Source organism: bacterium (genome assembly GCA_020444325.1).
GTDB lineage: Bacteria > Bacteroidota > Ignavibacteria > SZUA-365 > SZUA-365 > BM516.
In genome coordinates this window covers 38,954-63,846 of record JAHLLD010000009.1, presented here as the reverse complement: position 1 = coordinate 63,846, position 24,893 = coordinate 38,954, and the positions used below count along the sequence as shown (strand labels likewise).

The window sequence follows — 24,893 nt, the reverse complement described above, 5'->3', positions numbered from 1 at the left end:
GCCATCGGCGTGGTTTTTGTGGTGGAGTGTATCGCTCGACTGTATTGACAATGCGAAATAACCTGATTAATATGGGGCGAAGATACTGGACCAATCGATGCATGCGAATGCATGCCGCATGACATAGAGACGAAGTAATATCATTACCCCGATGTTTGGGTGGCCTCGGGGGGACCGCCATGTGCATCTGAGGTGAGGTATGTTCATACTCAAGCGTCCAGCTTTTCATTTTCCGCTCCTCCTGCTTCTCAGTCTTTCCATTCTCCACGCGCAACAGTTGCCGCCCCCTGCAGCTCCGTTCCCTGTGGACCTTTCTTTCCTGGGATATTCCGGGGGAAGCGGGAACGATGATGCGTACATGACGCGCGTTGATCGACAGGGGAATGCATACCTGGCCGGTACAACACAATCAGTGGATTTCCCGCAGCAGCCCGCTGCGTCCCCTCCCGCCAAGTGGGATCTCTTCCTGCTGAAATGCCGCGATGATGGTAGTATCATCTACAGTCGTACGCTTGCGATACAGGGACGGAGTTTGATGGATATGGCGATTGGCAGCAATGATGATCTGATCATGCTGCTCCGATCACAGCCGCTCGATGACTGGCTCACCCCCGATGCACAGCAGAAGAGCCGGTCGAACTGGGGAATCGTGGTGCTCGACAGCACAGGATACGTCAAGTACGTATCGTATCTCCCGGATGAAAAAATCCAGCAGTACGCAGACATGGAAACGGATGCGTACGGGGACCTCTACTTTATTGCGCATACGTATGATACACCGCCGTCCACGACAGGCAACGCGATGTTCGCCCAGAATCAGGGAAGCGAGGATGGCTTCATCATGATTTTCTGCGGGACCGATTATTCGCTCGCCTATGCCAGCTGTTTCGGGGGAATGGGCCATGAGGAATTCACACACATCGCCGTGCAGGATGATCAGCTTGCAGTAGCGGGCATCGCGTGGGACAGCGGGGATTATCCCATGGTCAACGCAGCCCAGCCGAACATTGCCGGAGGTATGGATTTTGTGCTTTCCTGTCTGTCATCTGATGGACAGCGGGTGAATTATTCGACCTACCTCGGAGGCAGTGCGGCGGAGTACTGGAACGCGTCCGGCACATTTCACCGCAGGCTGCGTTTTGATGAATTCGGCAACCTCTATTTCGTAGGGGAAACGCGTTCGAGCGATTATCCCGTTACCGACACACTGTTCCTCTTGCCGACGAATTACCAGGCTATCGCACTCACGCGGTTCAATCGGAGCGGGCAGATCACGTTTGGTACACTGATCTGCAGCGACAAGAATACATATTGCGGTGAGATGGACGTAGACAGTTGTGGAAGCGTCCTACTCAGCGGCGTCACCCTCGGAAAGAATTTTCCTCTCACTGACCCACTGACGCCGGAGGGCGAGAACTTTATCACTGTCATCAATACCAATACCCGGGAGGTTTCATACAACACACGAATCGGAAGAGTGACTCCCTTGCCTTCGCTGACGCTTCATGGAAATACCATGTATCTCGGTGGGTCCTCAAACGCTGCCGTTGGACTCCCGCCCACGGCAGGATTGAACGGAGCCCATACCACTGTCAACGATCCATTTCTTGGCGCTCTCAGCATGCCGGCACTCTGCAGCAGGGAAGCGCTGCACACTGGCCTGAAACCCGACAGATCCGTTGTCGAGGTAGAATTCTCATTGCCCGATACCCTTCTTATCGATCTGCGCCGCGGTGTCACCAATCCGTCAACGTTGACCGCCCTGCTGATCGTGAGGAATCCATCCGCCACCATACCGACGGATTCCGTCCATATTACACTCCAGCTGCCGCCGGGACTCAGCATCACGCATGGATCCCCGGGCAGTACAGTCGTGTTGCCATCCATCCAACCGGGTGGTGAAAGAACGATTACCTGGCATTTGCATCCGGTGATCTCCCTGGTCGCACCGTACACCTCGTTGGAACTGTCCGTTCTCGCTTTGCAGAAACGGTTTTGCGCGGGAAGCGATTTCACAATCGAGCGCATGACTGTGGTGTACCGCGATCTGGCCTACACCGAACTTGCCTGCGACGTCTCGCTGATGGAGCCTCCGCAGTTGCGTCTGGATGGAAAACATCTCCGTTCGGATTCAGCGACGCTGCGTCTCCAGGTCACCAATCTCACCGGAGAGGACGCTGCGCTCAAAGGCGTACGGCTTGCCATTTCTCCTGAATCCGGCGCAACGCTGTATCCTCCTCAGACGCTGTTCACGCTGCTGCAGATACTCCGGGCGCATGAGACGAAAGAGGTGTTCTGGACGCTGCGCGTGCCGACATGGCTTTTTGATCGCGAACTGCACTGCACGGTTGCGATTGTCGATACCTTCGGGTTCGACATGCAGTTCTGCGACAGTCTGTGGAAAGTTCCGGGCGCTGGCTTATCGGATTGCGAGGCCGTGGGTCCCGCCGTCGTGCGTTGCCAGTCCGGCGTAGATTGTACTCCTTCACTCGTCGGAATATCGGTCACCGTTGAAAACACCACCGACACGACCACCCACTACAGTGCTCTGCAGATGGATCTTTCATCCGCACCGCATCTTGCGCTGAGAGCCGGGGACATGCCCTCTCGCCCGCCATTCTATATACGGGAACGTTTCCGTCGTGTATTCATGTGGGATCTCATCCCGCGAACACCTATCGTGGAATCCTGCAGCGATACCATCCGATTCAGTTACGTCAGTGAATGGGACCAGGTAACACATACCTGTCAGGTTGTCGTCAAATTTGAAGTACTCGTATCGGAAGTGTTTTGCAGTATTGAAGCACCGGACACGATTGCAGTGAATCGGGAAGGGACCGGATATGTGGAGGATACGTTCGAAGTGGAGGTCGTGTTTGCCAATACGGGAAACACCGCGAGACCGTTGACCCATGCCATACTCAATCTCGAAGGAGCCCAGTTGCTCACTTCTGCGCAGCAAACGCTGCAAACACTGGCTCCAGGCGACCACGACACGTTGCGCTGGTGGATAAACATTCCGTCCATGCTGGAGGCTCGCGTCGTGCAGCTTTCAGTTGCGGCCTATGAAGGCGAAGTGGAAGCAACACGCTGCATGCATCACATCGACGCTCCCGCGATTCCTCTTGTCTGCGCACTGCAGGCACCCGACACGCTGACGTATGACGGCGCGTCGGATGCATACACGCCATCACCGTTCGTGCTCACAGGGACGCTTAACAATCACAGCAGCGAAACGTTGACACTTGTGCATGCACAACTGCTCACCGCTTCATTGACGCGATGCGCATTGCTTGGTCCCGCCTCGCGCGACACCGCAGTACTGGGTCCGGGGGCGTCGTGGACTGTCACATGGACGCTCGATGCGAAATACGATGTGCAGTCGGAAGACAATCCCCTCATCGTGGAATTCGATGCCGCGGAAACGGGAGCACACACCGATTGCATGCGGTCGATTCATGTCGAGGGAGGAACACCGGAGCATGTGCTGCGTTGCGTCACGGCGGGACACGATACAGTCTGGGTAGATGATTACATCGAACGAATCATTCCTGATCCATTGCAACTGCAGTACACGCTGAAGAACGACGGCCAGTCGGTCACACCGGCCTGCGAGGTCGCAATTCTGCCACCCGCGATGCTGCGCCTGGTCAATGGCGCTGACAGCATTCGGTCCATTCCTGCCCTTTCGCCCGGCGCACAGTTCAGTGTCGAATGGTTGCTTGCGATAGACTACCAGGCCTTGGTGCCGGGACCGTGGATCGTACGGTGGGAGACTTCATGTGGTGACAGCGTGCTGCAGCCTGCGTGTGATCATCCGATCGATGTTGTGAACAGACGGCCAGCGGGACTGGTGGTGAGTCCATGGCTGCTGCGCTTTGAAGCTGAGCACAACGGACCACTTCCCGCTCCGCAAACCGTACAGACATGGATGGGTGATGCTTCCCCCGCGAACTGGAGCATCAGCGCGAAGCCTGCGTGGATCGACAGCGATCCTGCATCCGGCAGCAACGTGCAGACTGTCACCGTGCAGCCGAACACGACCGGACTCGCTGTGGGCACCCACACGGGCATGCTCGATTTTTCGCACACGCCGCTGAGTACGGGCGACGTGCAGATCGTGTATGTGCTGCGCAACCCGCTGTCCGTCGCTATTCCACCACTCGCGACAAAGCTGCGCATCAACGCGGTGTATCCGAATCCGGTCGAAGGCAGCGGGAAAATTGTGATTGTCTGTGAAACGCTCCCCGAGACCGAAGTTCAGCTTCGGATGCACGACCTTCTCGGCAGGGAAGTGTGGACCAAAACCATTCGTTCGGACCAGCGAGGAATAGGAACGACACGTATGACATTCACCTCCCTCGTAAGCGGAAGCTACGTGCTCACCGTTACCGCGGGAGCCGCATCGGATACGCGGCTGGTTCTGATAGAGAAATAAAAAAAACAGGGCGCGCAGTTGTCCGAACATTCCGTCCGGTTTGCGCGTTCAGTCCGGTTTGCGGCGCACCCTGCGCGCGGAGCCCTCGTTGTGCTCCCAGTACGTCAATGTATCCTGGAAACACACACCGGGAAGGTCTTCGGCCATGGATGCGATGTAGGCCCGCGCATCCTCGACGCCACGGTTGTAGGCGAAGGGCGCGATCTCGGTAAGGATGTAATCGAGAAGGAGGGTGGACTGCAGCTCGTTGATTTCTCCGTCGAGATTTTCGTCGAAGTAGCGCTGCAGCGAGTCAAGCACGTCGGCTTTCTGTTCGGAGGTCAGTTCAACAGGCATGGGGCATACATGAGGCAGATGAAACAATCAGGCGGTGAAAATCCTGTCCTGCATTGAAATATAGGGCAGTGCCACAACCATATCCAGCGCCCCGGCTCAGGAAGCGGAGCGCATCCCCCCATCGCCTCTGGCGTACTTTCAATTCCGGGAAAAGAAGTCTATCATTGGGAATACATTCATGATAATCCATTGCGGGAAATGGCTATGGAGTTGACCATACTTCAACTTGGTGAGAACCGCGTTGCTGAGATCAGAGGTGACGAGGTTGTCCTCTCCACTGTACAGGATGCACTCGACCTCATGGGGAATGCCGATTATCAGGGTGCCCGCAGTCTCATCCTCCATGAGAAGCAGTTGGATCCGGCGTTCTTTGATCTGAAGACCCGCTTGGCAGGCGAAATACTGCAGAAGTATGTCAACTACCGTTTCCGGCTTGCGATTGTCGGGGACTTCGACAAGTACAGCAGCAGTGCGTTGCGCGCTTTCATTCTCGAATGCTATCGCGGGGAGCATATCTCATTTGTTAAAGGCAGAGAGGAGGCGGTGGAAAAGCTGACATGAAAAAACGGTCCGTAAAGGATAAAAAAGGCAGGGACACTAATCGGCCCGCGCGTGTCCCCATTGCCATCACAATCTCCTTTGTTTTCCTCCTTCTCCTCTGGATAGTCGGTTCGCTGTATCCCGAGCAGCGCACCTGGGGCTTCAGCCATGCTGCGTATGTCCCGACCGCGCTCGCGGTCACGCTTTTCGTCCTCGCCTTGCTCGCACTGCTTCCACAGGTGGCAGGTGTGATGGGAAAGGTGACTGAGGGATTGTTGCGAGGTGCGACGGGAAAGAAAGGCATCGGGGTTGGAGCGGCACTCGGGCTTTCAGCTTTCGCGGGATTGCTCTTCTACATACTGGCAATTCCATTTTCCTTCCTGGGGGACAGCTTTCTTTACCTCGCTGAAATTCTGCGGACGGCTGACAGCGGACAGGTGGACTTCTTCCGCTACAATTCGCTGTTTTCGTCGTTCATCTTTCTCTACCTCGGCTCCAAAATCATGGCGGTGTTCAGTATAGTGAACGTCGCCCAGGTGTTCTGGATCATTACTGCTGTGAGTGGAGCAGTGTTCGTGTTCGTACTGCTGCGGGGGCTGCGCGGCATAGTGGAAGATGCGGCGGACGCTGCGATTCTCGTGGGACTGCTTCTCGGACTCGGCGGGATGCTGCTTTTCTTCGGGTACGTCGAGTATTATGCGCCCCTGTTCGCCGCTACCCTGGCATATGCCATGACGCTTTATCGCGCGGTTGCACAACGCGAAAGCCTCGTTCTTCCCGCGATCTTCCTGGCACTGAGCATCGCTCTGCATTTTCTGGCGCTGTTTTACCTCCCCGCATTTCTGATGGCCCTGTATCAGCGTGCGCAGCAGCAGCGAGAGAAGGAAAGCACGGCCGGGGTCTTTCGCATCATCGCCATTTCCTTCCTGCTGCTTTTTGCAGTCGCCTGCGGACTCGTGATGACGCTCGGGATTTCCCCGCTGTACGGTTCGCTGATTCCGCTTTCCCAACAGTCGTGGACCGGCTCGTACACGATGCTGTCTTCTTATCACCTTGTCGACCTGCTCAATGAACTTCTGCTCGTCGCTGCCATTCCGCTTGCGCTCGGGGCGGGACTGCTGTTTTCGAAGCGCCTGCGGGGAAGCCTGACGCGTCCCGTAACGCAGGTGTTCTCCATTTTCTCCCTCTCTCTGCTGTTGCTCGCATTCGTGCATTTCCCGTTTTACGGGATGGCGAGGGACTGGGACATATACGCACCGCTGGGTATTGCTCTGGCGTTTCTGTTGTACGCAGTTTTGCAGGCTGCTTCGCTCGAACATGCGCTGAAACGCTATCTGGCAGGCGTACTGGTTGTATGGTCCGCCGTCGCCCTGACACTATGGGTATATACAAATGTCGATGAGGACTCCGCCCTGCAGCGTTACCTGACCGTTCTTCATCTCGATGAAGATCACGTGCATCCGGACTTTGCGCAGTACGGCTACCTGAATCTTCGGAAGTATTATCAGCACAAGGGTGACGATCTGCGCAGTGTGCAGGCGTTTCGAAAGATGATAGAACTGCGCAGCTATCCCTGGGATATTTCCGGTTTCACGAACTATGTGAACGACATGCGCAATCCTCTACGTGCGCGGGATGACATTGATGCGGTGCGCGGACTCATCATGCAGAAACCCACCGACAGTTTGCTGATGAGCGTGCAGCAGGGAGTGGATGCCGCTGATTCGAGCGAATATGTCATCGACCAGCTGTTCCGCTTCAATCAGCAGATCGCCCGGTCCGTGCTCACGCCGGAAAACATCGCTTCCTTTGCAGCCGCACATCCCGATGTACCACAATGCCGGCTGCTGAAATATGCGATAGCGCCTCCGCAGGATATTAGTGCCCTGCAGGAATACATTTCCGTATACGATGAATCTACCCGCGCGTCCATCGGACACAAACCGCTGCTTTCCCGGCATTTCGGTGCATGGACAACCTTCGTAATCGCGCAGATGTACGAACAACTGCGTATGATTGATTCCTCTCGCATCTGGTACGCGCGCGCTGCAAGTCTCGACAGCGCACTGGCGCAGCCGCAGTAGAACCAGAAGCGAGCTGATCGTGTTCAGGGAACGGTAGCGAAAGACCTTTCATGCGAAAAGAACGCAACCTCACCGAAGGTGACATAAAGAAACAGCTGGTATCCCTTACCTGGCCCATGCTGCTGGGGATGATGGGGATTGTCATATTCAATCTCGTTGATACGTACTTCGTCGGGCAGCTTGGGGTACATGAACTCGCCGCGATGAGTTTCACTTTTCCCGTGGTCATGGTGCTCAACAGCCTGTCCCTTGGTATCGGTATCGGTACGAGCTCGCTCATTTCACGCCACATCATGAAAACCGAACGGGAGGAAGTCAAGCGCATGGGCAGTCATGCGCTGCTGCTTGGTTTCATTGTTGTCACGCTTGTGGTCGTCGTGGGCATGCTCACCATTCGTCCCATCTTCAGTGCTATGGGAGCGAAGGGGGATGTACTCGGTTTCGTCGAAGACTACATGAGCATCTGGTATCTCGGTGTACCCTTCGTTCTGTTTCCCATGATCGGCAATAATATCCTGCGTGCCACCGGCGACACCTTCACGCCGGGAATGATCATGCTCGCCAGCGGTATTGTGAACGCCATCCTCGATCCGTTGTTCATATTCGGGTATGCCTCGTTTCCGGAAATGGGCATTCGTGGTGCGGCCGTCGCGACCGTCATCGCACGCAGCGTGAGCTTTTCTATCATCGCCTGGGTACTGATCAAGAAAGTGCCTCTTGTTTCCCGTCACTTCGGGGGAATGCAGCAGCTGTTGTCCACCTGGCGCAGCATCGCGCACATCGCCGGTCCCGCCACCCTCACCATGCTGATCGTCCCTGTCTCCGTTGGCGTGATCACGAAAATCCTCGCAGGTTTCGGCAAGGAAGCCGTTGCCGCCTTCGGCGTCGCGACGCGCGTCGAGATGTTCGCTCTCATGGTCGTCATGGCCCTGGGCTCGGTGCTGGTGATCTACGCAGGACAGAATCTCAGCAAGCACAAGTACCGACGCATCATCGACGCGGTAAAATATGCGGGGCGTTTTTCCATGCTGTGGGGCGGAGTAGTGTTCGTTCTCCTCTTCTTCTTTGGGGAATTCGTCGCCGCACTGTTCACCGATGATGTGGCCGTAGTGGCCATCGCGTACAAGTACTTTCACATCGTGGCGCTCAGCTACGGCTTTCAGGGACTGGTGGTCATGAGTACCTCGACGTTCAACGGTCTGAACCGCCCTTACCCCTCCGCCGCCTTTTCCATCCTGCGCATGGTCGTACTCTACCTTCCGCTGGCCTGGATCGGCTCACACATTTTCGCCATCACGGGGGTGTTCTGGGCAGCGTTCATTGCGAACGTCGTCGCAGGGACGGCCTCGTTCTTTTACCTACAGAAAACGGTCCGCACGCTGGAAGGGGAGTGGGAAATGTGATTTTCATCCCCTTCTCGCAGGATCAGGCAAGAATGCAGCAGGATCACTCTACCGGTGAAACCTGCTGCATTTTTACATTGTAGGTGAATTTGAACCGGTGCCGGCAGCTCTCGTCAGCCGTTGAGCCGGATAAAACAGGACTTCAGCGATTTCAAGCAATAGGAGCACATCATGCAATTCAAATTTCAGAATCCTACGAAAATCATCTTTGGCGCGGGGAAGCTGGCGGAACTGGGCAGCGAAACCGCGAACCATGGCAAGAAAGCACTGCTGGTAACTGGCGGCGGCAGCGTAAAGAAAAACGGAACCTTTGATCGCGCGATCGAGAGTTTGAGAACGGCTGGCGTCGAGGCTGTGGAATGTGCGGGCGTCGAACCCAATCCCCGTCTGACGACCGTGCTTCGTGGCGCGCAGACTGCGAAGGACGAAAACTGTGACGTCGTCATTGCGCTCGGCGGCGGCAGCACGATGGACGCCGCGAAGGCCATGGCAGCGATGGTGTTTTACGAGGGCGAGCCGTGGAATATGTTTTTCACTGCTGAAGGGACTTTCATTCCGCCCAAGAAGGCATTGCCTATCATCACCGTGCCGACTCTCGCGGCCACGGGTTCGGAGATGAACAGCGGTGCTGTCGTGACGAATGAAGAGACAAAGGAAAAATCCTTCGTCAACGTCCCAATCCTTTTCCCGAAGGCGGCGATTGTCGATCCGGAGCTCACGGTGAGCGTGCCGAAGGATCAGACCGCGTACGGTGTATGTGATCTCATCACGCATGTGACGGAAGGATACTTCAATGGTGTGGACGGTACGCCGATACAGGACCGCTTCGCAGAGGGTGTGATTCAGACCGCGATGGAGTGGGGACCGAAAGCGGTCGAGAACGGTGACGATCTGGAAGCCCGGGCACAGGTGCAGTGGGCATCAGTCGTGGCGTTGAACGGCTGGGTGCAGATAGGGACAAATGCCGGCTATCCGGTACACATGATCGAGCATACGCTTTCCGCGCACCATGATGTCGCGCATGCGGCGGGACTCGCGGTTGTCAATCCTTCATGGATGCGCTTTGCCGCGAAGCAGCGTCCCGAACGTTTCGCGCAGTTCGCAGAGAATGTCATGGGTGTGAAATCCAACGGCGGTGGTGCGGAAGAGACCGCTCTGAAAGGCATCGACCGCTTCGAAGAATTCCTGCGCTCCATCGGATGTCCGACCCATCTCTCGGAACTCGGCATCGATGACGAATTGCTCGATCGCTACGCGGAAGACACGCTGCGCATCATCAATGACGGCAATGGGAAGCTTCCGGGTCGTCCCTCAATGAGTAAAGAAGAAATCGTCGGGATTCTGCGAGAAGCGCTGTAATCCCAATTCGCCCTGAATGAACAATGGAAGGAGATACAATGGAAGAACGGAAATTAGGCAGTCAGGGGCTCATGGTATCAGCCATGGGCTATGGATGTATGGGCCTGAGCTGGGGCTATGGTCCCGCAGTGGACACCAGCGACGGCATCGCAATCCTCCGAAAGGCGGTGGATGAGGGTGTCACCCTGTTCGACACCGCGGAAATCTATGGACCCTTCGACAACGAGGAACTGGTCGGTAAAGCGCTCGCCCCGGTTCGTGACGAGGTTGTTATCGCGACGAAATTCGGTTTCAATATTGACGAAGAGCGAAAGAACCACGGGATGAACAGTCGTCCCGAACACATCCGTAAAGCCGTGGAAGGATCCCTCAAACGTCTCAGAACCGATGTCATCGATCTGTATTATCAGCACCGCGTCGATCCGGACGTTCCCATCGAAGATGTCGCCGGTGCAGTCGGTGATCTCATTCGGGAAGGGAAGGTAAAGTACTTCGGTCTGTCCGAAGCCGGCGCCGATACCATTCGTCGCGCACATGCAGTACAGCCTGTGACTGCCCTGCAGAGTGAGTATTCTCTCTGGGTACGTGAGCCCCAGGAAGTGATCATCCCGCTGCTCGAAGAACTGGGCATTGGTTTCGTGACCTACAGTCCTCTCGGCAGGGGATTTCTCACCGGCGCTATCGATGAGAACACTGATTTTGATGCGACGGACTTCCGTAACACGGTCCCGCGCTTCAACAACGAGGCACGCAAAGCGAATCTGGCACTTGTCGATGTGATTGGCGACATCGCAGGAAAGAAGAATGCGACACAGGCACAGATTGCCCTGGCCTGGCTCATGTCGCAGAAACCCTGGATCGTTCCCATACCGGGGACCACGAAGCCGCATCGTCTCGAGGAGAATCTTGGCGCGCTGTCGGTTGAGTTGACAGACCAGGATCTGCAGGACATCGCAGCTGCGGTATCCGCGATCGAGATCGTGGGCACGCGCTACCCTGAACGGGCCATGAAGACACTTGGCCGGTAGCAGTGAAGTCTCACTGATATAATTTCAGCGAAACTTGCAGCCCGTCCTCTACTGGGAACTTCTGTGCGAATGCACTAGCTTCCTGAAAAACTGAAGTGTCCAGGGAGGACGGGCAGTGCGGTGTGTTGAGTGCAAAACAGCGTATGGATAGAAGCATGGAACAGTTACTGCAGGAATTCAGAAGTGATGTAGCGCGATTGACCGAGGGGCGAAAGCATCCGGCGACTGCGATCAAAGGAATGTCTCTCTATCGTCTCAACGAACCGATACAGGCTGTGATCGGCATGCATGAGCCCAGTGTCTGTGTTGTGGCGCAGGGCGGGAAACGGGTCATGCTCGGCAAGGAAGTTTTTTCCTACGATCCGTATCGTTACCTGTTGACCTCGGTGCATCTGCCCACGGTGGTGCAGGTGCAGGACGCAAGTGAGCAGAAGCCCTATCTCGGGATCACCCTGACACTCGATGTACGGGAAATTTCACAGATGCTCGTTGACGGCAACCTCCCGGCGCCCCGTACCCGGCAGTCCAGCCGTGGAATGACGACAGGAGAGATGACGCCAGCGCTGGTTGACGCGTTCAGGCGACTTGTCACGCTCCTCGACGATGAAGAGTCCATCCCCATCCTTGCACCGACCATACAGAAAGAAATCCTCTATCGTCTGCTCGTTGGCGAACAGGGCGAAAGGCTGCGTCAAATTGCTGCGACCGGCAGCCAGAGCCAACAGATCGCACTGGCTATTGAATGGTTGAAGGAAAACTACACAGCGCCACTGCGCATCGAGGACCTTGCCGATCGCAGTGGAATGAGTCCATCGACCTTCCACCATCACTTCCGATCGATGACCGCATCGAGTCCGCTGCAGTACCAGAAACGTTTGCGCCTGCAGGAAGCGCGTCGCCTGATGCTCATCGAACGCATCGATGCCGCCAGTGCCGCATTCCAGGTCGGCTATGAGAGTCCCTCGCAGTTCAGCCGCGAATACAGCCGACTCTTCGGTGCTCCCCCCGTCAAAGACATTTCCGCGATGCGCCAGGCGGGACACGCCAGCTGACGGACGTGCTTTTACTGAAGACCGAGTGCGTGAAATTCGCTGGAGGAGATGTCGATACCGACGCCGCCGAGCCAGTTGGCTGTTCCGTACTTGTCGAGGATGGGGAACTTGGTGGTGAACCAGCGATGGGGAGATGATGTCACCGTGATTTCCTCGACAATGTGCACAATGTGCTTTTCTTTCAGTACTTCTTCATCGCTATCGCGCATGCGCATGGCGAGTTCGTCCGGCAGTATTTCTTCGTCACGCTTGCCCAGGCAGTCGAGAGGATCGTGACAGATGTAATTCTCCGCGGCGTCATTCAGATAGACATAGCGACGGTCCTTATCCTTGATAAAAGCAACGCCCGGGAGATTGTTCATGAATGCCGAGAAGCGCTGCTCTTTCTGACGGATAAGTTCCTCTGCATTCCGGCGGCGTCGCTGTTCTGCTTTTTCCGCGATCGCCCTGCGGAGCACGGGAGGCAGTCGCTGGAGATTGTGCTTGATCACATAGTCGGTTGCTCCCCGTTTCAAGGACTCAATAGCGTTTTCCTCACCAATCGTACCGGAGAGAAAAATGAAAGGGATGTCTGGGGCGAAACCCACGGCATCGTCGAGCGCTGCGAGTCCACTGTACGAGGGGAGAGTATAGTCACTGAAAATGACATCCGGTGGATTCACGATCAGGTGTTCCAGGAAGCCGGGCCGATCATCCACATCGACAATACTGCAGTCGATATTCTCGGCATCCAGACATGCTTTGACGAGCTCGACGTCACGTGGGTTGTCTTCGAGATAGAGTATGCGAAGTGGCGGTTTCATGTTTGTGCCTTTCGATGATGCAATGAATCAGACATATCCTCCTCCGGGCGGCCGGGGCTCGTTCACGACCGCCCAGAACAGACCCAGCGTCTTGACGGCTTCGATGAACTCCTGGAAATCGACGGGTTTGACGACGTAGGCGTTTATTCCGAGATCATAGCTTTCAACGATATCACGTTCTTCCCGTGACGATGTCAGCATGACGACGGGCAGCGCGTGGAATTTCTCACTGGCGCGGATTTCGCGCAGTACCTCGATGCCATTCATTCGGGGCATCTTGATGTCGAGCAGCACGACTGCGGGGGGACGGTTGACGCGTCCCTCGTATTTCCCTCGACAATGCAGATAGTCGAGCGCTTCCGCACCATCCTCGACAACGAAGACTTCGTTTGCGAGATGATGCTGGCCGAGTGCTTCGATTGTCAGTTCCACGTCGCGTGCGCTGTCTTCGGCGAGAAGAATGCGTCTAAAGAAAGGTTTCATTGCAATGTCCTCCAGCTGGTGTACGCCTCATTGCTTTCGTGGGAGGGTGAAATGGAATGTAGCGCCTTCGTCCACGGCACCCTCGGCCCAAACGCGCCCCCGATGCCGCGTGATGATGCGCTGCACATTGGCGAGACCGATTCCTGTTCCTTCATATTCCTTGCTTGAATGCAGCCGCTGGAACACGCCGAAGAGCTTATCGACATAGCGCATGTCAAAACCCACGCCATTGTCTTGTATCGAGATGATCCATTCCTCTTCTGTCTCAGTACATGAGATTTCTATGCGGGCCGGATCGCGGGTTCGCGAGTATTTCAGGGCGTTCCCGAGCAGGTTGACCATGACGAGACGAAGCATGGACGGATCGCCGCGCACCGTCGGCAGGTCGGGAAGCATCCATTCGACATGGCGATCAATGCAGACCTGCTCGAAACCGTGAATGATCTCCGCCGTGATGCCATAGAGGTCGCAATCTGTATGGAGAAGCTCCGTCCTTCCCATACGGGAAAAAACAAGGAGGTCGTCGATCAGCTTGCCCATTTCCCTGGTGGATTCTGTGACCAGCCGCAGCCAGCGCTTACTTTTTTCATCGAGCCAGTTCTGTGCGTTCTTCTGAAGCAGCTCTACAAATCCGCTGATATGACGCAACGGTGCGCGCAGGTCATGCGAAACCGAATAGCTGAACGCCTCCAGTTCGCGATTCGCCGCCTCAAGGGAAGCGGTGCGTTCCTGCACACGCTGCTCGAGCTCAGTATTCAGCTGACGGAGCCGCGCCTTGCTCTCCTGCAGTTCCAGCGTACGTTCATACACTCGATGGTCCAGCGTTTCATTCATCTCTCGCAGTTTCTCAGCGGCCTCGATATGGGGAGTGATGTCGCGAGCGGCCGCATAGATCTGTTTGCCCGACGGTGCCGAGCGCCATTCTATCCACCGGTAGCTGCCATCCTTGCATCGATAGCGATTAGTGAAACCGATGACGGGCACCTGGTCTGAAAGTTTGGCGATTGCCTCGAGTGTAGGCTGTAGATCGTCGGGATGAATGAAGTCGAGAAACAGCCTTCCCTCCAGTTCATCAAGGGAATATCCCAGTGTTGTTTCCCATGTTTTATTCAGGTGGCGGAAATAGCCATCCGTATCAGCAATGCACAGAAGATCGAGTGCGAGGTTGAAGAAACGATCGAGCTCATCGGTTTTCTGCCGAAGCGCATCCTCGGCCGCCTTCTGGGCGGTGATGTCGCGGACGGTCGCCTGTAGTACCCGCCGTCCCCCGAATTCAAATGACGAAAGGAGGACATCGGCGGGGAAGTCCTCACCGTTTCTTCTCCGGTGCACCCATTCAAAACTATCTTTCCCTTCAGCGAGTGCGCGTGTGATATGAGCGAGGGCAGCTTCCATTGATGGACGTCCATCCGGCTGCGTGACGGGTGAGATGTCCGCAGGATGTATGCGCGTGATTTCTTCATGCGACGGGATGCCGAACATTTCACGCGCCTTCGGATTGCAGTCGAAGAAGCCTCCTTCGGTAAGGAGGAATATCGCATCGTTGGTAGATTCGAACACCACCCGGAACCGTTCCTCGGTATCCCGTACTGTCCGTGCTGCGAGCTGTTCCAGCTCTGACTGATTGTTTCCGCCTCGGGCCAACATCGCATCCTCCTGTAGATGGCAGACACACCATTGAAGACACGCACATTCGCGTCCTGCACGCACATGGTGGGACGTCTGTTCCGTTGGATTAATTGTGGATGATGACTACTGCATGGTAGGAATTTTTTCCCGAAGTGTCAATCCCGAAACGGCACCATCAAGGTCGCATCCTGTGATGGTGCCGTTCGCAGGTGTGATCAGCTGTAAGGCCGCTCACCTCGTGGATGGATGCTATCAGAATGTCGCCGCATCTATACTCCGTGACGCGAACATGGCCTGCCCAGCTCGCCATATTCTGGATCGCAGCGGCTTGGCTGGCCACCGGATTGTATATCGGACCATCACGCCTCGGCAGGGATCCTGCATTTCAACGTGCCGGCGTGAACTTCCTGTTCATCGCCCTGCTGCTCATGGTGCTGATCAGCTTGTTGCCGATTGGTCTGCTGCAGACCGTCGCCAGTGTGAACCATGGAATGTGGTACGCACTCTCTGCGGAATTTATGCAGCTTCCGCATATGGAAACTCTTCGTTGGCTGCGCGTGGTCGGCGATACCGTCTTTACGATTGGTACGCTCGCACGTGGATGGTTCGTGCTGACCCTCACAGTGAGAAATAAATCTGCAGCAAAAGCCAGGACCGAATAATCACCGGCACTATGCACCGGGAGCACGGTTAGCTACCAGCGTTCGCGCAGTTTCTCCCAGATGTGCGTGCGCAGGAAGCTGTCGTCAACGCTGGCTTCCATCTCGCGGTACATGGCGTACGGGACTGTGTAGGAGAGCATCTCCATGCCGATTTTGCTGCGTTGTGAGATGTCGAAAAAACCGATCACGCCGCGTGGCGTATCGCGTTCGGATTCCGCATGCGCGAACATGACGGACTGGCATGCCGCGCCCCAGGGTGCCACTGTCGCATCGATGGTGCCCCGGTGAAAGCCGGCAAGGGTTACCATCGCCGAGAGCTGGTCGGGATTGACGAACATCATGATGAGCGAAACCTCTTCATCCTCTGCGACCTGATCGAGCGGTTTGCAGACGATGTATTCGGTGGGGACGTCGCGATAGGGGAGAGCGTCCGCCCACCGGGCAGCTGCTTCGGGACTGTCGAAAAAACGCTCTCCCTCACCCATGTCAAAAACCTGTCCGTTACCAAGGTCGGCTTTTCCACCGGTTGAGAGCAGCCGGTCGATCGGGAAACCGGTATAGCAGTTTCCGAAACCGAGTCCGGTCCCCCCACTGGGACAACCGCTGGTTTTACGGTCGAAGACGACGGTCTTGCCTTCACTGGCGGCCTGCAGCATGGAAGCCACGCAACCCCAGCTGCCTTCCTTGAACTGGGCGGCCTTTTCCGGTCTGGTGTCGGTCAACAGGATCGCCAGGGGGGTGTACTTCAATCCCAGGGCTTCGGTGAGACGGTGAGACATGCAGCAATCTCCTTTTTTACTCTTTTCAGGGTACCTGTTTCATGTGGGTGCGGTAGTCGTCGCGCGGCAATGCGGGCGGGATCACTTCCGGATAGCCGAGTGCGAGGAGGGCAACCATCGATGCGCCTTCTTCGATGCCGAGGAATTGCCTCACCGGTGGTGCGGCACCCACGGAGAGCCAGATCGATCCGACGTCATGCGCCGACGCCGCGAGGCAGAGGTTCTGCACGGCTGCCGCAGCGCTGAGAGGGTACTCAATCTGCTCCATGGGTTCGTGTCCAACCCGACTGACCACAGCCACCATGTACGGCGCACCGCCAAAATCCTCCGACAGCGCTTCCAGTGCCCTGCGCTTCGGTTCGGGAAGATTGGGATCGGCGTAGAACTCTTTCGCCTTCGCCTGAAGCAGGGGAAGGATTTTCCCTCTCGCCTCCGGTCCGACCACGTAAAAATCCCACGGCTGTGAATTTGCCGGCGACGGCGCCCACATGGCAGCTTCGAAGATTTCATCCAGAACCGGCTGAGGGATGGGGTCGGATTTGAAATTCCGAATTGTTCTGCGCGACTTGATGTGATCGAGAATATTCATGTTACACCTTTTACGTTTCGTTGGAGAGTGTATGTAGTGCGCGATTCGTGAGTCCCCCTTCGAGGAAGGCCATGAGGACGTCAGTGATCTCCTCACCGCTCAGCTGGCCGGGGAGGAGCCGCCTGAGCTGATAATCGTTTTTGGGAATGATGTCCATCATATGAATGACAAAGTGCAGCTTCAGAAAAAACTCTGTGTCGGACATCGGAGGAAGAGCGTTGCGCAGGGCGTGATGGATCTCTTCGTACAGGTTGTTGAAATCGTCGTTGATCAGCTTCATGAACTTCGCATTCGGATAATTCTTCATGTGCACGAGGAATGCGATGAACTGCGGAAAGCGGCTGGTGAGCCGGTACTGAGGAATGACGATCGCTTCGATCACTCTGCGGAGCGGGATGGGAGCATCTCCGCACGCCTCCCGGGCCCGGCGAAGCATATCGAGTCGCTCTTTCGTCATGGGAAGCATGCGCCGCTGGAAGATTTCCATCACCAGATTGTCTTTTGACCCGAAATGATAGGTGATTGCACCGAGGTTGACCCTTGCCTGATCGACGATGCTGCGCACGGATGCAGAGGCAATTCCCTGCCGGGCAAAACAACGCTCAGCGGTATCAAGAATCTTTTCCCTCGTGCTTTTCATCTGTTCTGGATCTTGGATGCCGATTGGTGATCACGAGCAATAAAATCATACAAACGTCTGAATTATTCCATTGACGGGCAAGACCATCCGCGTGGGTTGAATCTTTCCAATGAATTCCGCAGAATGCCGGGGTCCCAGAGATTCCATCGCATCATCGGAGGCAGGAATGGACAGGAAAAAGCATCATGGCAGCGCGCGAACTTCGCTGCGTCTCCTGGGCTCAGTCATCAGTGCCACACTGCTGGTCATCTTTGTACCAGCCTGCTCTGATGATACCAACCCGGTGAATGATAAGCCAGATCCCCACCCGATCTCCGTGGGACTCATCTCGCAAATCTCTACAACGATGAATATGTGGGATCCGACGCCGGCATCGTTGATGGAGAAAGCGACACGGGATTTTATCGGCATGATGGACGGTGAGATGGACGAGGCAACCATTGCCTGGTTTCACAGGTACGCCATGTTTCGGCAGATCATGACGCACGACACTTCCCTGTTGTTGAGTCATCTCGAGAACGGATACCCCTTCAGTCACGGAGCGGTGATCTGGGACGCGCTGTACGGAACGATCCGGGAAGTACACAGCATCGCCATTCGTCCCTCAAAAGCAGTAATCCTGATGACAGACGGATTCGAATATGGCTCCAAGGCGACTCTACCCGAATGCGTCGGACTCGCCCTGCGGGACAGCGTCCGCATCTACGTGCTGAGTTTCGGAAAACACGTCGATGCGACCGATCTCATCACTGCCGCAAACTATGGCAAGGGTGCATACTACCACAATCCCACACGGGCACAGCTGCGGGAGATCTATGAAGGGATTTCGGATCCGTGGTGAATGGGACCGGTTGAACGCAGTATTAAATTGCAATTAGACGCATCGAAAACTTGCAATTGGACGCAGCTGCCTCCTTGGTCGCCGGGCAGAGGGAACCAGGTTCTTTTGTCCCCGCCCGAAAATCCCGAATTTTACCTAGCTAGGATTGACCTTTTGCATCGCATTTGATGCAATCGGTTATCCACATGCGAATGTGGCGAAATTGGCATACGCGCCAGACTTAGGAAATAGCGCGTTTTTTGGAGTTTATCGAATAATTTCAAGCACTTACGCCGGAATCTGTCTCGGGAATCAGACGAATTTCCGGTGGACTTGACTAGAAGGGAGCAGGTTAGTCAACTGATGCTCCCGGTAGAATGCACGCTTTTGTGCGGGATTGCCCGCTCGATGATCAGGAGGTTTCCGTCAGATGGAGGGCGGTAGGAAGCACGATGAGCAGCAGTGGAAGGGCCGTAAGAAGACCACCGATTATGGCTATGGCCAGCGGCTGATGCATCTGCGCGCCTGTTCCAATGCCCAGGGCGAGCGGAGACAGTGCTGCAATCGCACCGAGCGCGGTCATGAGTTTGGGCCGAAGCCTGGTCGATATCGAGTAAATAAGCGCATCATCACGGCCCACGCCTTTTTCGCGCATGCTTCGATACTGCTGGTATGTGAAAATGGCATTCTCACCGATGATGCCGATGATCATGATGATCCCCGTGTAACTCCCGACATTGAGTGCCGTCCCTGTTACGAACAAGGCCAGGATGCTCCCCGCTGTACCCAGGAGCGCCAGCGTGATGATGACGAGCGATACGCGGATGCTGTGAAACAGCACAAGGATCACGATGAACACCAGGAGCAGCGCGAGAAGCAGAATGATGAGCAATTCCCCGAACGCCTGCTGCTGCTCGGCGTATGCACCACCATACTCAATCTGGTATCCCGGTGGCAGTGCGACCGTGCGGGCGAGGCGCGACTGTATGTCTTTGAGCACGTCGCCAAGTGAGCGTTGATTCAGACGGGCAGTGACCGCCACCATCGGTTTGAGATTTTCCCTGTCAATCTCCGCGACCCCTTTGCGCAATCGCTGGGTGGCGAATTCCCCGATCGGCTTCAAACGTCCGTCAGGCAGAAACAGCCGGGCGCTCCGTAGATCCCTTATCGATGTGCCCGGTCCTGTGTTCAGCATCCGGATATCGATCATGCGGTTCTTTTCGCGTATTCTGCCGATGACCGACCCTTCGATGCGGGTTTGCATCTGGTACTGGAAATCACTCGGACTCATCCCGTACTGTGCCAGCCGGCTGATATCCGGCTCCATGCTCAGTTCAGGCCCGGCAATGGTGATGCCGTTGAAAACATCGGCCGTACCGGGAACACTGCCGACCTGTTTTGCCACGCTGTCAGCGAGCGCCACAAGTCGTGTGTGATCGTCACCGAAGAGCTTCACCTCGATTGGTTGTACCGATGCCATCAGATCCCCGAGCATGTCTCCGATCACCTGGCCAAAATCGACCTGCAGCACAGGCAGCATTGCATGGATGCGGCGGCGGATATCGTTCGAAACCTCCTCGGTGCTTCGGCTCCTGTCGTCACGCAACTGGATCAGGTAGTCGCCCCGATTCGCTTCGGTGATGAAAAATCCCATCTGTGTGCCCGTGCGACGCGAGTAATGATCCACTTCCGGAATTTCGTGCAGAATACGGTCGACGACACTGAGCATCCGGTCGGTGGCGTCGAGCGAGGTGCCGGGGGGACTGTTGAAATCGAGTACGATGGATCCTTCGTCCATTTCCGGAAGGAACCCGCTGGGCAGGAGTCGCATCGCGTAGATGCCGGAAAGAAGCAGCAACAGCGAGAACGTCAGTGCGATCCACGGCCTTCGGAGAAAGAAGGCCACCCAGGTTTGCCTGTGCATGGTCTTCGCCACCTTCTTCACGTCGTTGGCACCCCGAGAGAACATGAGGTACAGGACGGGCAATCCAATCCATGTGACGAGGAAGGAGCAGAGGAGAGCAATGATCATCGTGTCAGTCATGACCTTGAAATATGCTCCTGCCACGCCGCTCATAAACATAAAGGGGAGAAGGATAACGATCGTACTGAGTGATGATCCTATCATGGCTGGAAGAAGATAGCGAACACCGCGTCCGACGAGATGACTGCCGCTTTCATCCGGATGCTCTTCGTGTGTGCGGTGTATTTGTTCTACCACAACAATGGCGTCATCAATGACGAGTCCGATCGCTGCAGCAATTGCTCCGATCGTCATGATGTTCAGTGTGTAGCCGGCTGCGTACAGCACTGTCAATGTAAGGGAAAGGGTGACCGGGATCGTCACCAGCACTACGGAACTCGCCTTGAGTGAGCGCAGAAACGCGACGGTGACGAACAGCGCGAGAAGCAGTCCGATCCAGAGCACATCACGCAGGCTGCCAACAGCACCACGGACGAATTCTGACTGGTCATAATAAGGCTCGAGGCGAACGCCCGCAGGCAGAATTGCTGCGATCTCATCCAGTCGGTCGCGTACCGACTGTGTTACGTCCATGAGATTGGCGTTGGGCTGCTTGAGTACGGCGATCAGTGGCACATTTTCGCCGTTGGCGTTGATGCGGACATACTCCCGCCGTTCGCCCACCTGCACCTTTGCGATATCCCGAATATGGACATTGCCCTGGGGTGTGCTAACGAGCACCGTGTTTCGCAGTTCTTCAATATTATCAATCGCGGCATCGGTAAGCGAAAGGTACATGCGGTTGTGGTCAACCGTGAATCCGTTGGATGCGATAAAGTTCGAACGTACCAGTACCTCGGCGATCACGGCTGGCGTGATGCGGTAGTCGCTCATGTGGTTTTCATCGAGCAGCAACTGGTATTCCTTGATTTTCCCTCCACTGACGCCCACATCGGAAACTCCGTCGATGCGTGCGAGAATGGGTTTGATCGTGAATTCTGCCAGCTCGCGCAGCTCGACCGCACTGCGTCCGGCACCGTGCAGGGAAAATCCCATGACTGGAAGGATGGAAGGATTCATCTTCTCAACTGTGGTGACGACACCCGGCGGCAGCGATTGGCGGATGGCAGCGATCTGCGCTTCAACACGCTGCTTTCCGAGATCGATGTCCGTGCCCCAGTTCAGGAAGGCAGAAATTTCACAGCTGCCCCGACTCGTCGTGCTGCGGATCATCTGCAGATCCTCGACACGCTTCACGGAATTCTCGAGGGGGACGGTCACGGTGACCATCATGTTTTCGACCGGTTGCTCACCACTCTCGGCGATGATCTTGATTTTTGGGAAGGTGATGTCGGGAAACAACCCCGTCTTGATCTGCGTGAGTGCGTATGCGCCGGCTGCGAGCAGCAGGAGTATGAATACGCCGATCGGTCCTCGATATGTGAGATAGAATCGTTCCATTGTGTCAGCGAGAGAGCGTGATGCGTGCGGAGTCCGCCAGTCCGAATGCACCTTTGGAGATGTAGAGCGCTGCCGAGTCAAGCGCCGGATGCAGCACCTGGACAAGGCTGTCCGTTTCAAGCCCGGGTTCGATATTCACGCGCAAAGCCAGCGTATCGCCTGCGACACGCATGACCCAGAATTGTGTCTGCATCTCATCGCACATCACCGCGGAACGCGGAAGAACCAGTGCATCATGAACGGTTCGGATTGGCACACGAGCCTGCAGGTTCAGGTGCTCAGGCAGGAAACCCATCCCGTCGGTCCTGAGAAGGAATGATTGCGTCTGTGACACCGGGTCTACGCTGGGCAGACTGTGTTCCACCCGCGCCGGATGCAGGTGACCGTCGGGAAGCTGCAGTGTACATGTCGCATGCGGCTTCAGTGCAGCCGCATACTGGTAGGGAACGTTCAGCACGATGCGCATTGAAGCGAGATCGACGATCTCGGCCACCTGTTCGCCTTCGTTCACGAAATCCCCTCCCTTGAATGGTAGCGATGTGAGGATACCAGCAGTATGTGCCCGGACGACGACAACTCCGCTGAAGGACGTTTCGCCCACGCGCACTGCGAGGCTGTCGTCCGCAGCGGCTTCACGCGTACGCATGCGCAGGAGGGTATCGTTTACCGCGACCCTGTCGCCGATATTTTTTCGTACATCGGCAACGAATCCCTGGAACGTGGCACGCACGGATTCCTTACGCAGAAACTTCGTGTATGCATTCATGTTCACGAACTCTGTAAGATCCGAGCGTAGCGGACGCACGGTCTTCACCGGTGTTCCCGGCAACCTGCTCATGCTGCGTTTACCCGTATCACTGTTGCATCCTGCCAACAGCAGCAGGATCATGGTGGTCACTGCCGCGTTTCTCATCAGGGCATGATGCAATCGATCAGTGCTGCCGTTCATTCTGCCAGCTCCAGTAGTTCAATGTGTTGATTTGCTGCTGCATGGAAATTCGCAGATCGATCTGCCGTGTGAGCATGTCAATCCGCCTCCTCACCAGTATCAGATACTCGGTCATCGAAATTCCTCCCGCGCTAAGCTGGCGCCGTGAAACTTCCATAATTGTTCCAAAATCAGCGAGCTGTGATTCCATCGACTGCAGACCACTTCGGAGCGTTTCGAGACGGTCCCTGGCTGTGGCCCGTTCAGACTGTATGTTCAATCGAGAACGCCGCCGGTATTCGTCGAGGCTTTTCAGGGCCAGGACCGCCTGTTCCTGCTTGCGTTGCTTCTGCCCGCCGTCGTACAGTGGGAGGGTGAGGCTGAATCCGGCACTGAAACCGAATTTTTGCTGTATATCATGCAGTTCCACCGCATTCAGCCCGGTATTCGCGAACAAACGGACCTGCGGATGATACGAGGCGTCAACTACTTCCTGTTCAGCGGTGATGGCGAGACTGTCGAGTACGAAACCCTGCAGGAAACCGGTGCCGTCACCGGAATCAGCAACCGCCAGCGTGACCGGCTGCAGATCGACGGGCACGGTATCGGACGGCAGACCGCAGGACGTCGTGAGCCGGCGCAGGGTACCTCGCAGTGCCTGTTCGGCATTCCGGAGTTCAATTTGCTGTGCCTCGAATTCAATTTTAAGAAGCAGAAAATCTTTCGAACGTGAGAGACCCTTGCGCTGCAGACTGCCCAGAACAGCGAGTTCGCTGCGCAGGTTGTCCGCGACATCCTGCGACATCGCGCGCAGGAGCTGCAGCCGGTATGTCTGGAGATACAGTTCCGTGACTTCCTTCCTCATCCTCCGTTCTTCGAATGCATAGTCATGCTGGAGGGATCGCAGCTTCACGTCGTTCTGTCTCGACAGGGCGTCAGTAAGCGTGCCAGAGAAAATGCTGCGCTCCACATGAAGCTGTGCCGAGTACTGGCCTCCGTTCGTGATTCCCACGTCGTATCCGACGGCACCGGGGGGCGGGTTTGTGCTGACAAGCAGACCGGAGTTGCTGAAGAAGGGCGCAAACAGATACTCGCTGCTGAGCCAGGCATGCGTACCGCTTACGCGTGCGGCATCGACTTCCTTTTGCAGTGCGGTGATCGTGCGTTGTCTGTCAAGATCATGCAGTGCCGGAGCGTTCTCCAGAGCAGCGCGGATGTAGAAATCAAGCGTGCGGGAGAGCCGGGGAGTCTCAACTTGAGTGGACTGTGCGATCCCCTGCTGATCAGGAGTGAAAATCAGGAAGAGGATGAGACAGCAGAGGAGTCCGACAGCTCCAGGAACGGGATTTCGGTTGCTGCACTGCCGGATTCCAGCTGCTCTGTTAATCAAAACATGTTCAGTCGTTGTCACGTTCGTTCTGACCATCTTCCTTTTCCGCCTTCTGCTTTAGCACATGTCCATCGGCGGTGAACACGACTTCCACACTGTGCTCTTCATTTTCGAGTTCGACCTCGTACGAGATGCTTCCTTTCGCATCCTCGATCTGCTCAGCGTCTTCGATGTCATATCCGGAGAATTGTTTCGCAATCGTCTCGTGCACCGCCTGCGGAAGGTCCCTGGTTTTGATGCTCGTCTCCGTTTCCATCCACGTGCCCGAAGCATCGAACAACGCGGACATTTCGCTGCCGTCCATTGTGAACTCGGCCTCGTAAGTTTTGGCGTCCTCCTTGTCCCAGCGCAGATCGACTGCTCCAGGGAACTTCACATCGAACGCCTTGCTGACTGCAGGGGGGATATCCGCCTGTGCCTCGGCACAGGAAGAGAGAAGGGGGAGGAAAAACATTGCGATGATGAAATAGCGCATGGGTGCTCCTGTGTTATTGTTACGGAGCAAA

19 protein-coding genes and 1 pseudogene are annotated in these 24,893 nt (G+C 55.9%); 9 read left to right on the top strand and 11 right to left on the bottom strand.

Going from position 1 to position 24,893, the window contains the following annotated elements; all coding sequences use genetic code 11:
* Positions 1 to 199: 199 nt before the first annotated feature.
* Positions 200 to 4,438, top strand: coding sequence for a T9SS type A sorting domain-containing protein (locus tag KQI65_12440; GenBank protein ID MCB2205545.1), 4,239 nt, complete (start codon positions 200 to 202; stop codon positions 4,436 to 4,438).
* Between the two features lie 48 nt (positions 4,439 to 4,486).
* Here the strand turns inward: KQI65_12440 and KQI65_12435 are convergent, their stop codons facing one another.
* Complete coding sequence (locus tag KQI65_12435) at positions 4,487 to 4,774, bottom strand: DUF2164 domain-containing protein (protein MCB2205544.1); 288 nt, start codon at positions 4,772 to 4,774, stop codon at positions 4,487 to 4,489.
* 204 nt (positions 4,775 to 4,978) lie between these two features.
* On the opposite strand from KQI65_12435, the gene KQI65_12430 reads away from it, so the two are divergent.
* From KQI65_12430 to KQI65_12405, 6 genes are all read left to right on the top strand, one after another.
* Positions 4,979 to 5,335, top strand: coding sequence for a DUF4180 domain-containing protein (locus tag KQI65_12430; protein MCB2205543.1), 357 nt, complete (start codon positions 4,979 to 4,981; stop codon positions 5,333 to 5,335).
* A complete protein-coding gene (locus KQI65_12425) occupies positions 5,332 to 7,398 on the top strand; it encodes a hypothetical protein (GenBank protein MCB2205542.1) in 2,067 nt (688 codons plus the stop codon). The genes KQI65_12430 and KQI65_12425 overlap by 4 nt, the downstream gene beginning before the upstream one ends.
* A gap of 50 nt (positions 7,399 to 7,448) precedes the next feature.
* Positions 7,449 to 8,801: an MATE family efflux transporter gene (locus tag KQI65_12420; GenBank protein ID MCB2205541.1), complete on the top strand. Its 1,353-nt coding sequence runs from the start codon at positions 7,449 to 7,451 to the stop codon at positions 8,799 to 8,801.
* A gap of 171 nt (positions 8,802 to 8,972) precedes the next feature.
* A complete protein-coding gene (locus tag KQI65_12415) occupies positions 8,973 to 10,160 on the top strand; it encodes an iron-containing alcohol dehydrogenase (GenBank protein MCB2205540.1) in 1,188 nt (395 codons plus the stop codon).
* A gap of 38 nt (positions 10,161 to 10,198) precedes the next feature.
* Positions 10,199 to 11,188: an aldo/keto reductase gene (locus tag KQI65_12410; protein MCB2205539.1), complete on the top strand. Its 990-nt coding sequence runs from the start codon at positions 10,199 to 10,201 to the stop codon at positions 11,186 to 11,188.
* Between the two features lie 155 nt (positions 11,189 to 11,343).
* Positions 11,344 to 12,240 (top strand): AraC family transcriptional regulator, encoded by an 897-nt coding sequence (locus KQI65_12405; protein MCB2205538.1) that lies wholly within the window; start codon positions 11,344 to 11,346, stop codon positions 12,238 to 12,240.
* Between the two features lie 11 nt (positions 12,241 to 12,251).
* Here the strand turns inward: KQI65_12405 and KQI65_12400 are convergent, their stop codons facing one another.
* From KQI65_12400 to KQI65_12390, 3 genes are read right to left on the bottom strand one after another with little or no spacing between them, the layout of a single operon-like run.
* On the bottom strand, positions 12,252 to 13,043 hold the full coding sequence (locus KQI65_12400) for a PAS domain-containing protein (GenBank protein ID MCB2205537.1): 792 nt from the start codon (positions 13,041 to 13,043) through the stop codon (positions 12,252 to 12,254).
* Positions 13,044 to 13,070: 27 nt separating this feature from the next.
* Positions 13,071 to 13,526 carry a response regulator gene (locus tag KQI65_12395; GenBank protein ID MCB2205536.1) on the bottom strand — a complete coding sequence of 152 codons (456 nt, stop codon included), beginning with the start codon at positions 13,524 to 13,526 and terminating at the stop codon, positions 13,071 to 13,073.
* 27 nt (positions 13,527 to 13,553) lie between these two features.
* Complete coding sequence (locus KQI65_12390; GenBank protein MCB2205535.1) at positions 13,554 to 15,173, bottom strand: PAS domain S-box protein; 1,620 nt, start codon at positions 15,171 to 15,173, stop codon at positions 13,554 to 13,556.
* A 401-nt stretch (positions 15,174 to 15,574) separates the two neighbouring features.
* Here KQI65_12390 and KQI65_12385 point away from each other — a divergent pair.
* Positions 15,575 to 15,817 (top strand): annotated as a pseudogene (locus KQI65_12385) (nitric-oxide reductase large subunit).
* A gap of 32 nt (positions 15,818 to 15,849) precedes the next feature.
* On the opposite strand, the gene KQI65_12380 reads toward KQI65_12385, so the two are convergent.
* Genes KQI65_12380 through KQI65_12370 form a run of 3 tightly spaced genes read right to left on the bottom strand, consistent with a single transcriptional unit; the run spans position 15,850 to position 17,825 of the window.
* Positions 15,850 to 16,596, bottom strand: a complete 747-nt coding sequence (locus KQI65_12380) for a DUF169 domain-containing protein (protein MCB2205534.1) — start codon at positions 16,594 to 16,596, stop codon at positions 15,850 to 15,852.
* Between the two features lie 25 nt (positions 16,597 to 16,621).
* Complete coding sequence (locus tag KQI65_12375) at positions 16,622 to 17,185, bottom strand: nitroreductase family protein (protein MCB2205533.1); 564 nt, start codon at positions 17,183 to 17,185, stop codon at positions 16,622 to 16,624.
* A 10-nt stretch (positions 17,186 to 17,195) separates the two neighbouring features.
* Complete coding sequence (locus tag KQI65_12370; GenBank protein MCB2205532.1) at positions 17,196 to 17,825, bottom strand: TetR/AcrR family transcriptional regulator; 630 nt, start codon at positions 17,823 to 17,825, stop codon at positions 17,196 to 17,198.
* A 166-nt stretch (positions 17,826 to 17,991) separates the two neighbouring features.
* Between KQI65_12370 and KQI65_12365 the strand changes: the two genes are divergently transcribed.
* Positions 17,992 to 18,666 carry a hypothetical protein gene (locus tag KQI65_12365; GenBank protein ID MCB2205531.1) on the top strand — a complete coding sequence of 225 codons (675 nt, stop codon included), beginning with the start codon at positions 17,992 to 17,994 and terminating at the stop codon, positions 18,664 to 18,666.
* Between the two features lie 391 nt (positions 18,667 to 19,057).
* Here KQI65_12365 and KQI65_12360 read toward each other — a convergent pair whose 3' ends face one another.
* From KQI65_12360 to KQI65_12345, 4 genes are read right to left on the bottom strand one after another with little or no spacing between them, the layout of a single operon-like run.
* Complete coding sequence (locus KQI65_12360; GenBank protein ID MCB2205530.1) at positions 19,058 to 22,069, bottom strand: efflux RND transporter permease subunit; 3,012 nt, start codon at positions 22,067 to 22,069, stop codon at positions 19,058 to 19,060.
* Between the two features lie 4 nt (positions 22,070 to 22,073).
* Positions 22,074 to 23,018 carry an HlyD family efflux transporter periplasmic adaptor subunit gene (locus tag KQI65_12355; GenBank protein MCB2205529.1) on the bottom strand — a complete coding sequence of 315 codons (945 nt, stop codon included), beginning with the start codon at positions 23,016 to 23,018 and terminating at the stop codon, positions 22,074 to 22,076.
* Positions 23,002 to 24,387, bottom strand: coding sequence for a TolC family protein (locus KQI65_12350; protein ID MCB2205528.1), 1,386 nt, complete (start codon positions 24,385 to 24,387; stop codon positions 23,002 to 23,004). The genes KQI65_12355 and KQI65_12350 overlap by 17 nt, the downstream gene beginning before the upstream one ends.
* A 7-nt stretch (positions 24,388 to 24,394) precedes the next feature.
* Entirely contained in the window at positions 24,395 to 24,862 is a 468-nt protein-coding gene (locus tag KQI65_12345; GenBank protein MCB2205527.1) for a PepSY-like domain-containing protein, read from the bottom strand.
* Positions 24,863 to 24,893: the final 31 nt, after the last annotated feature.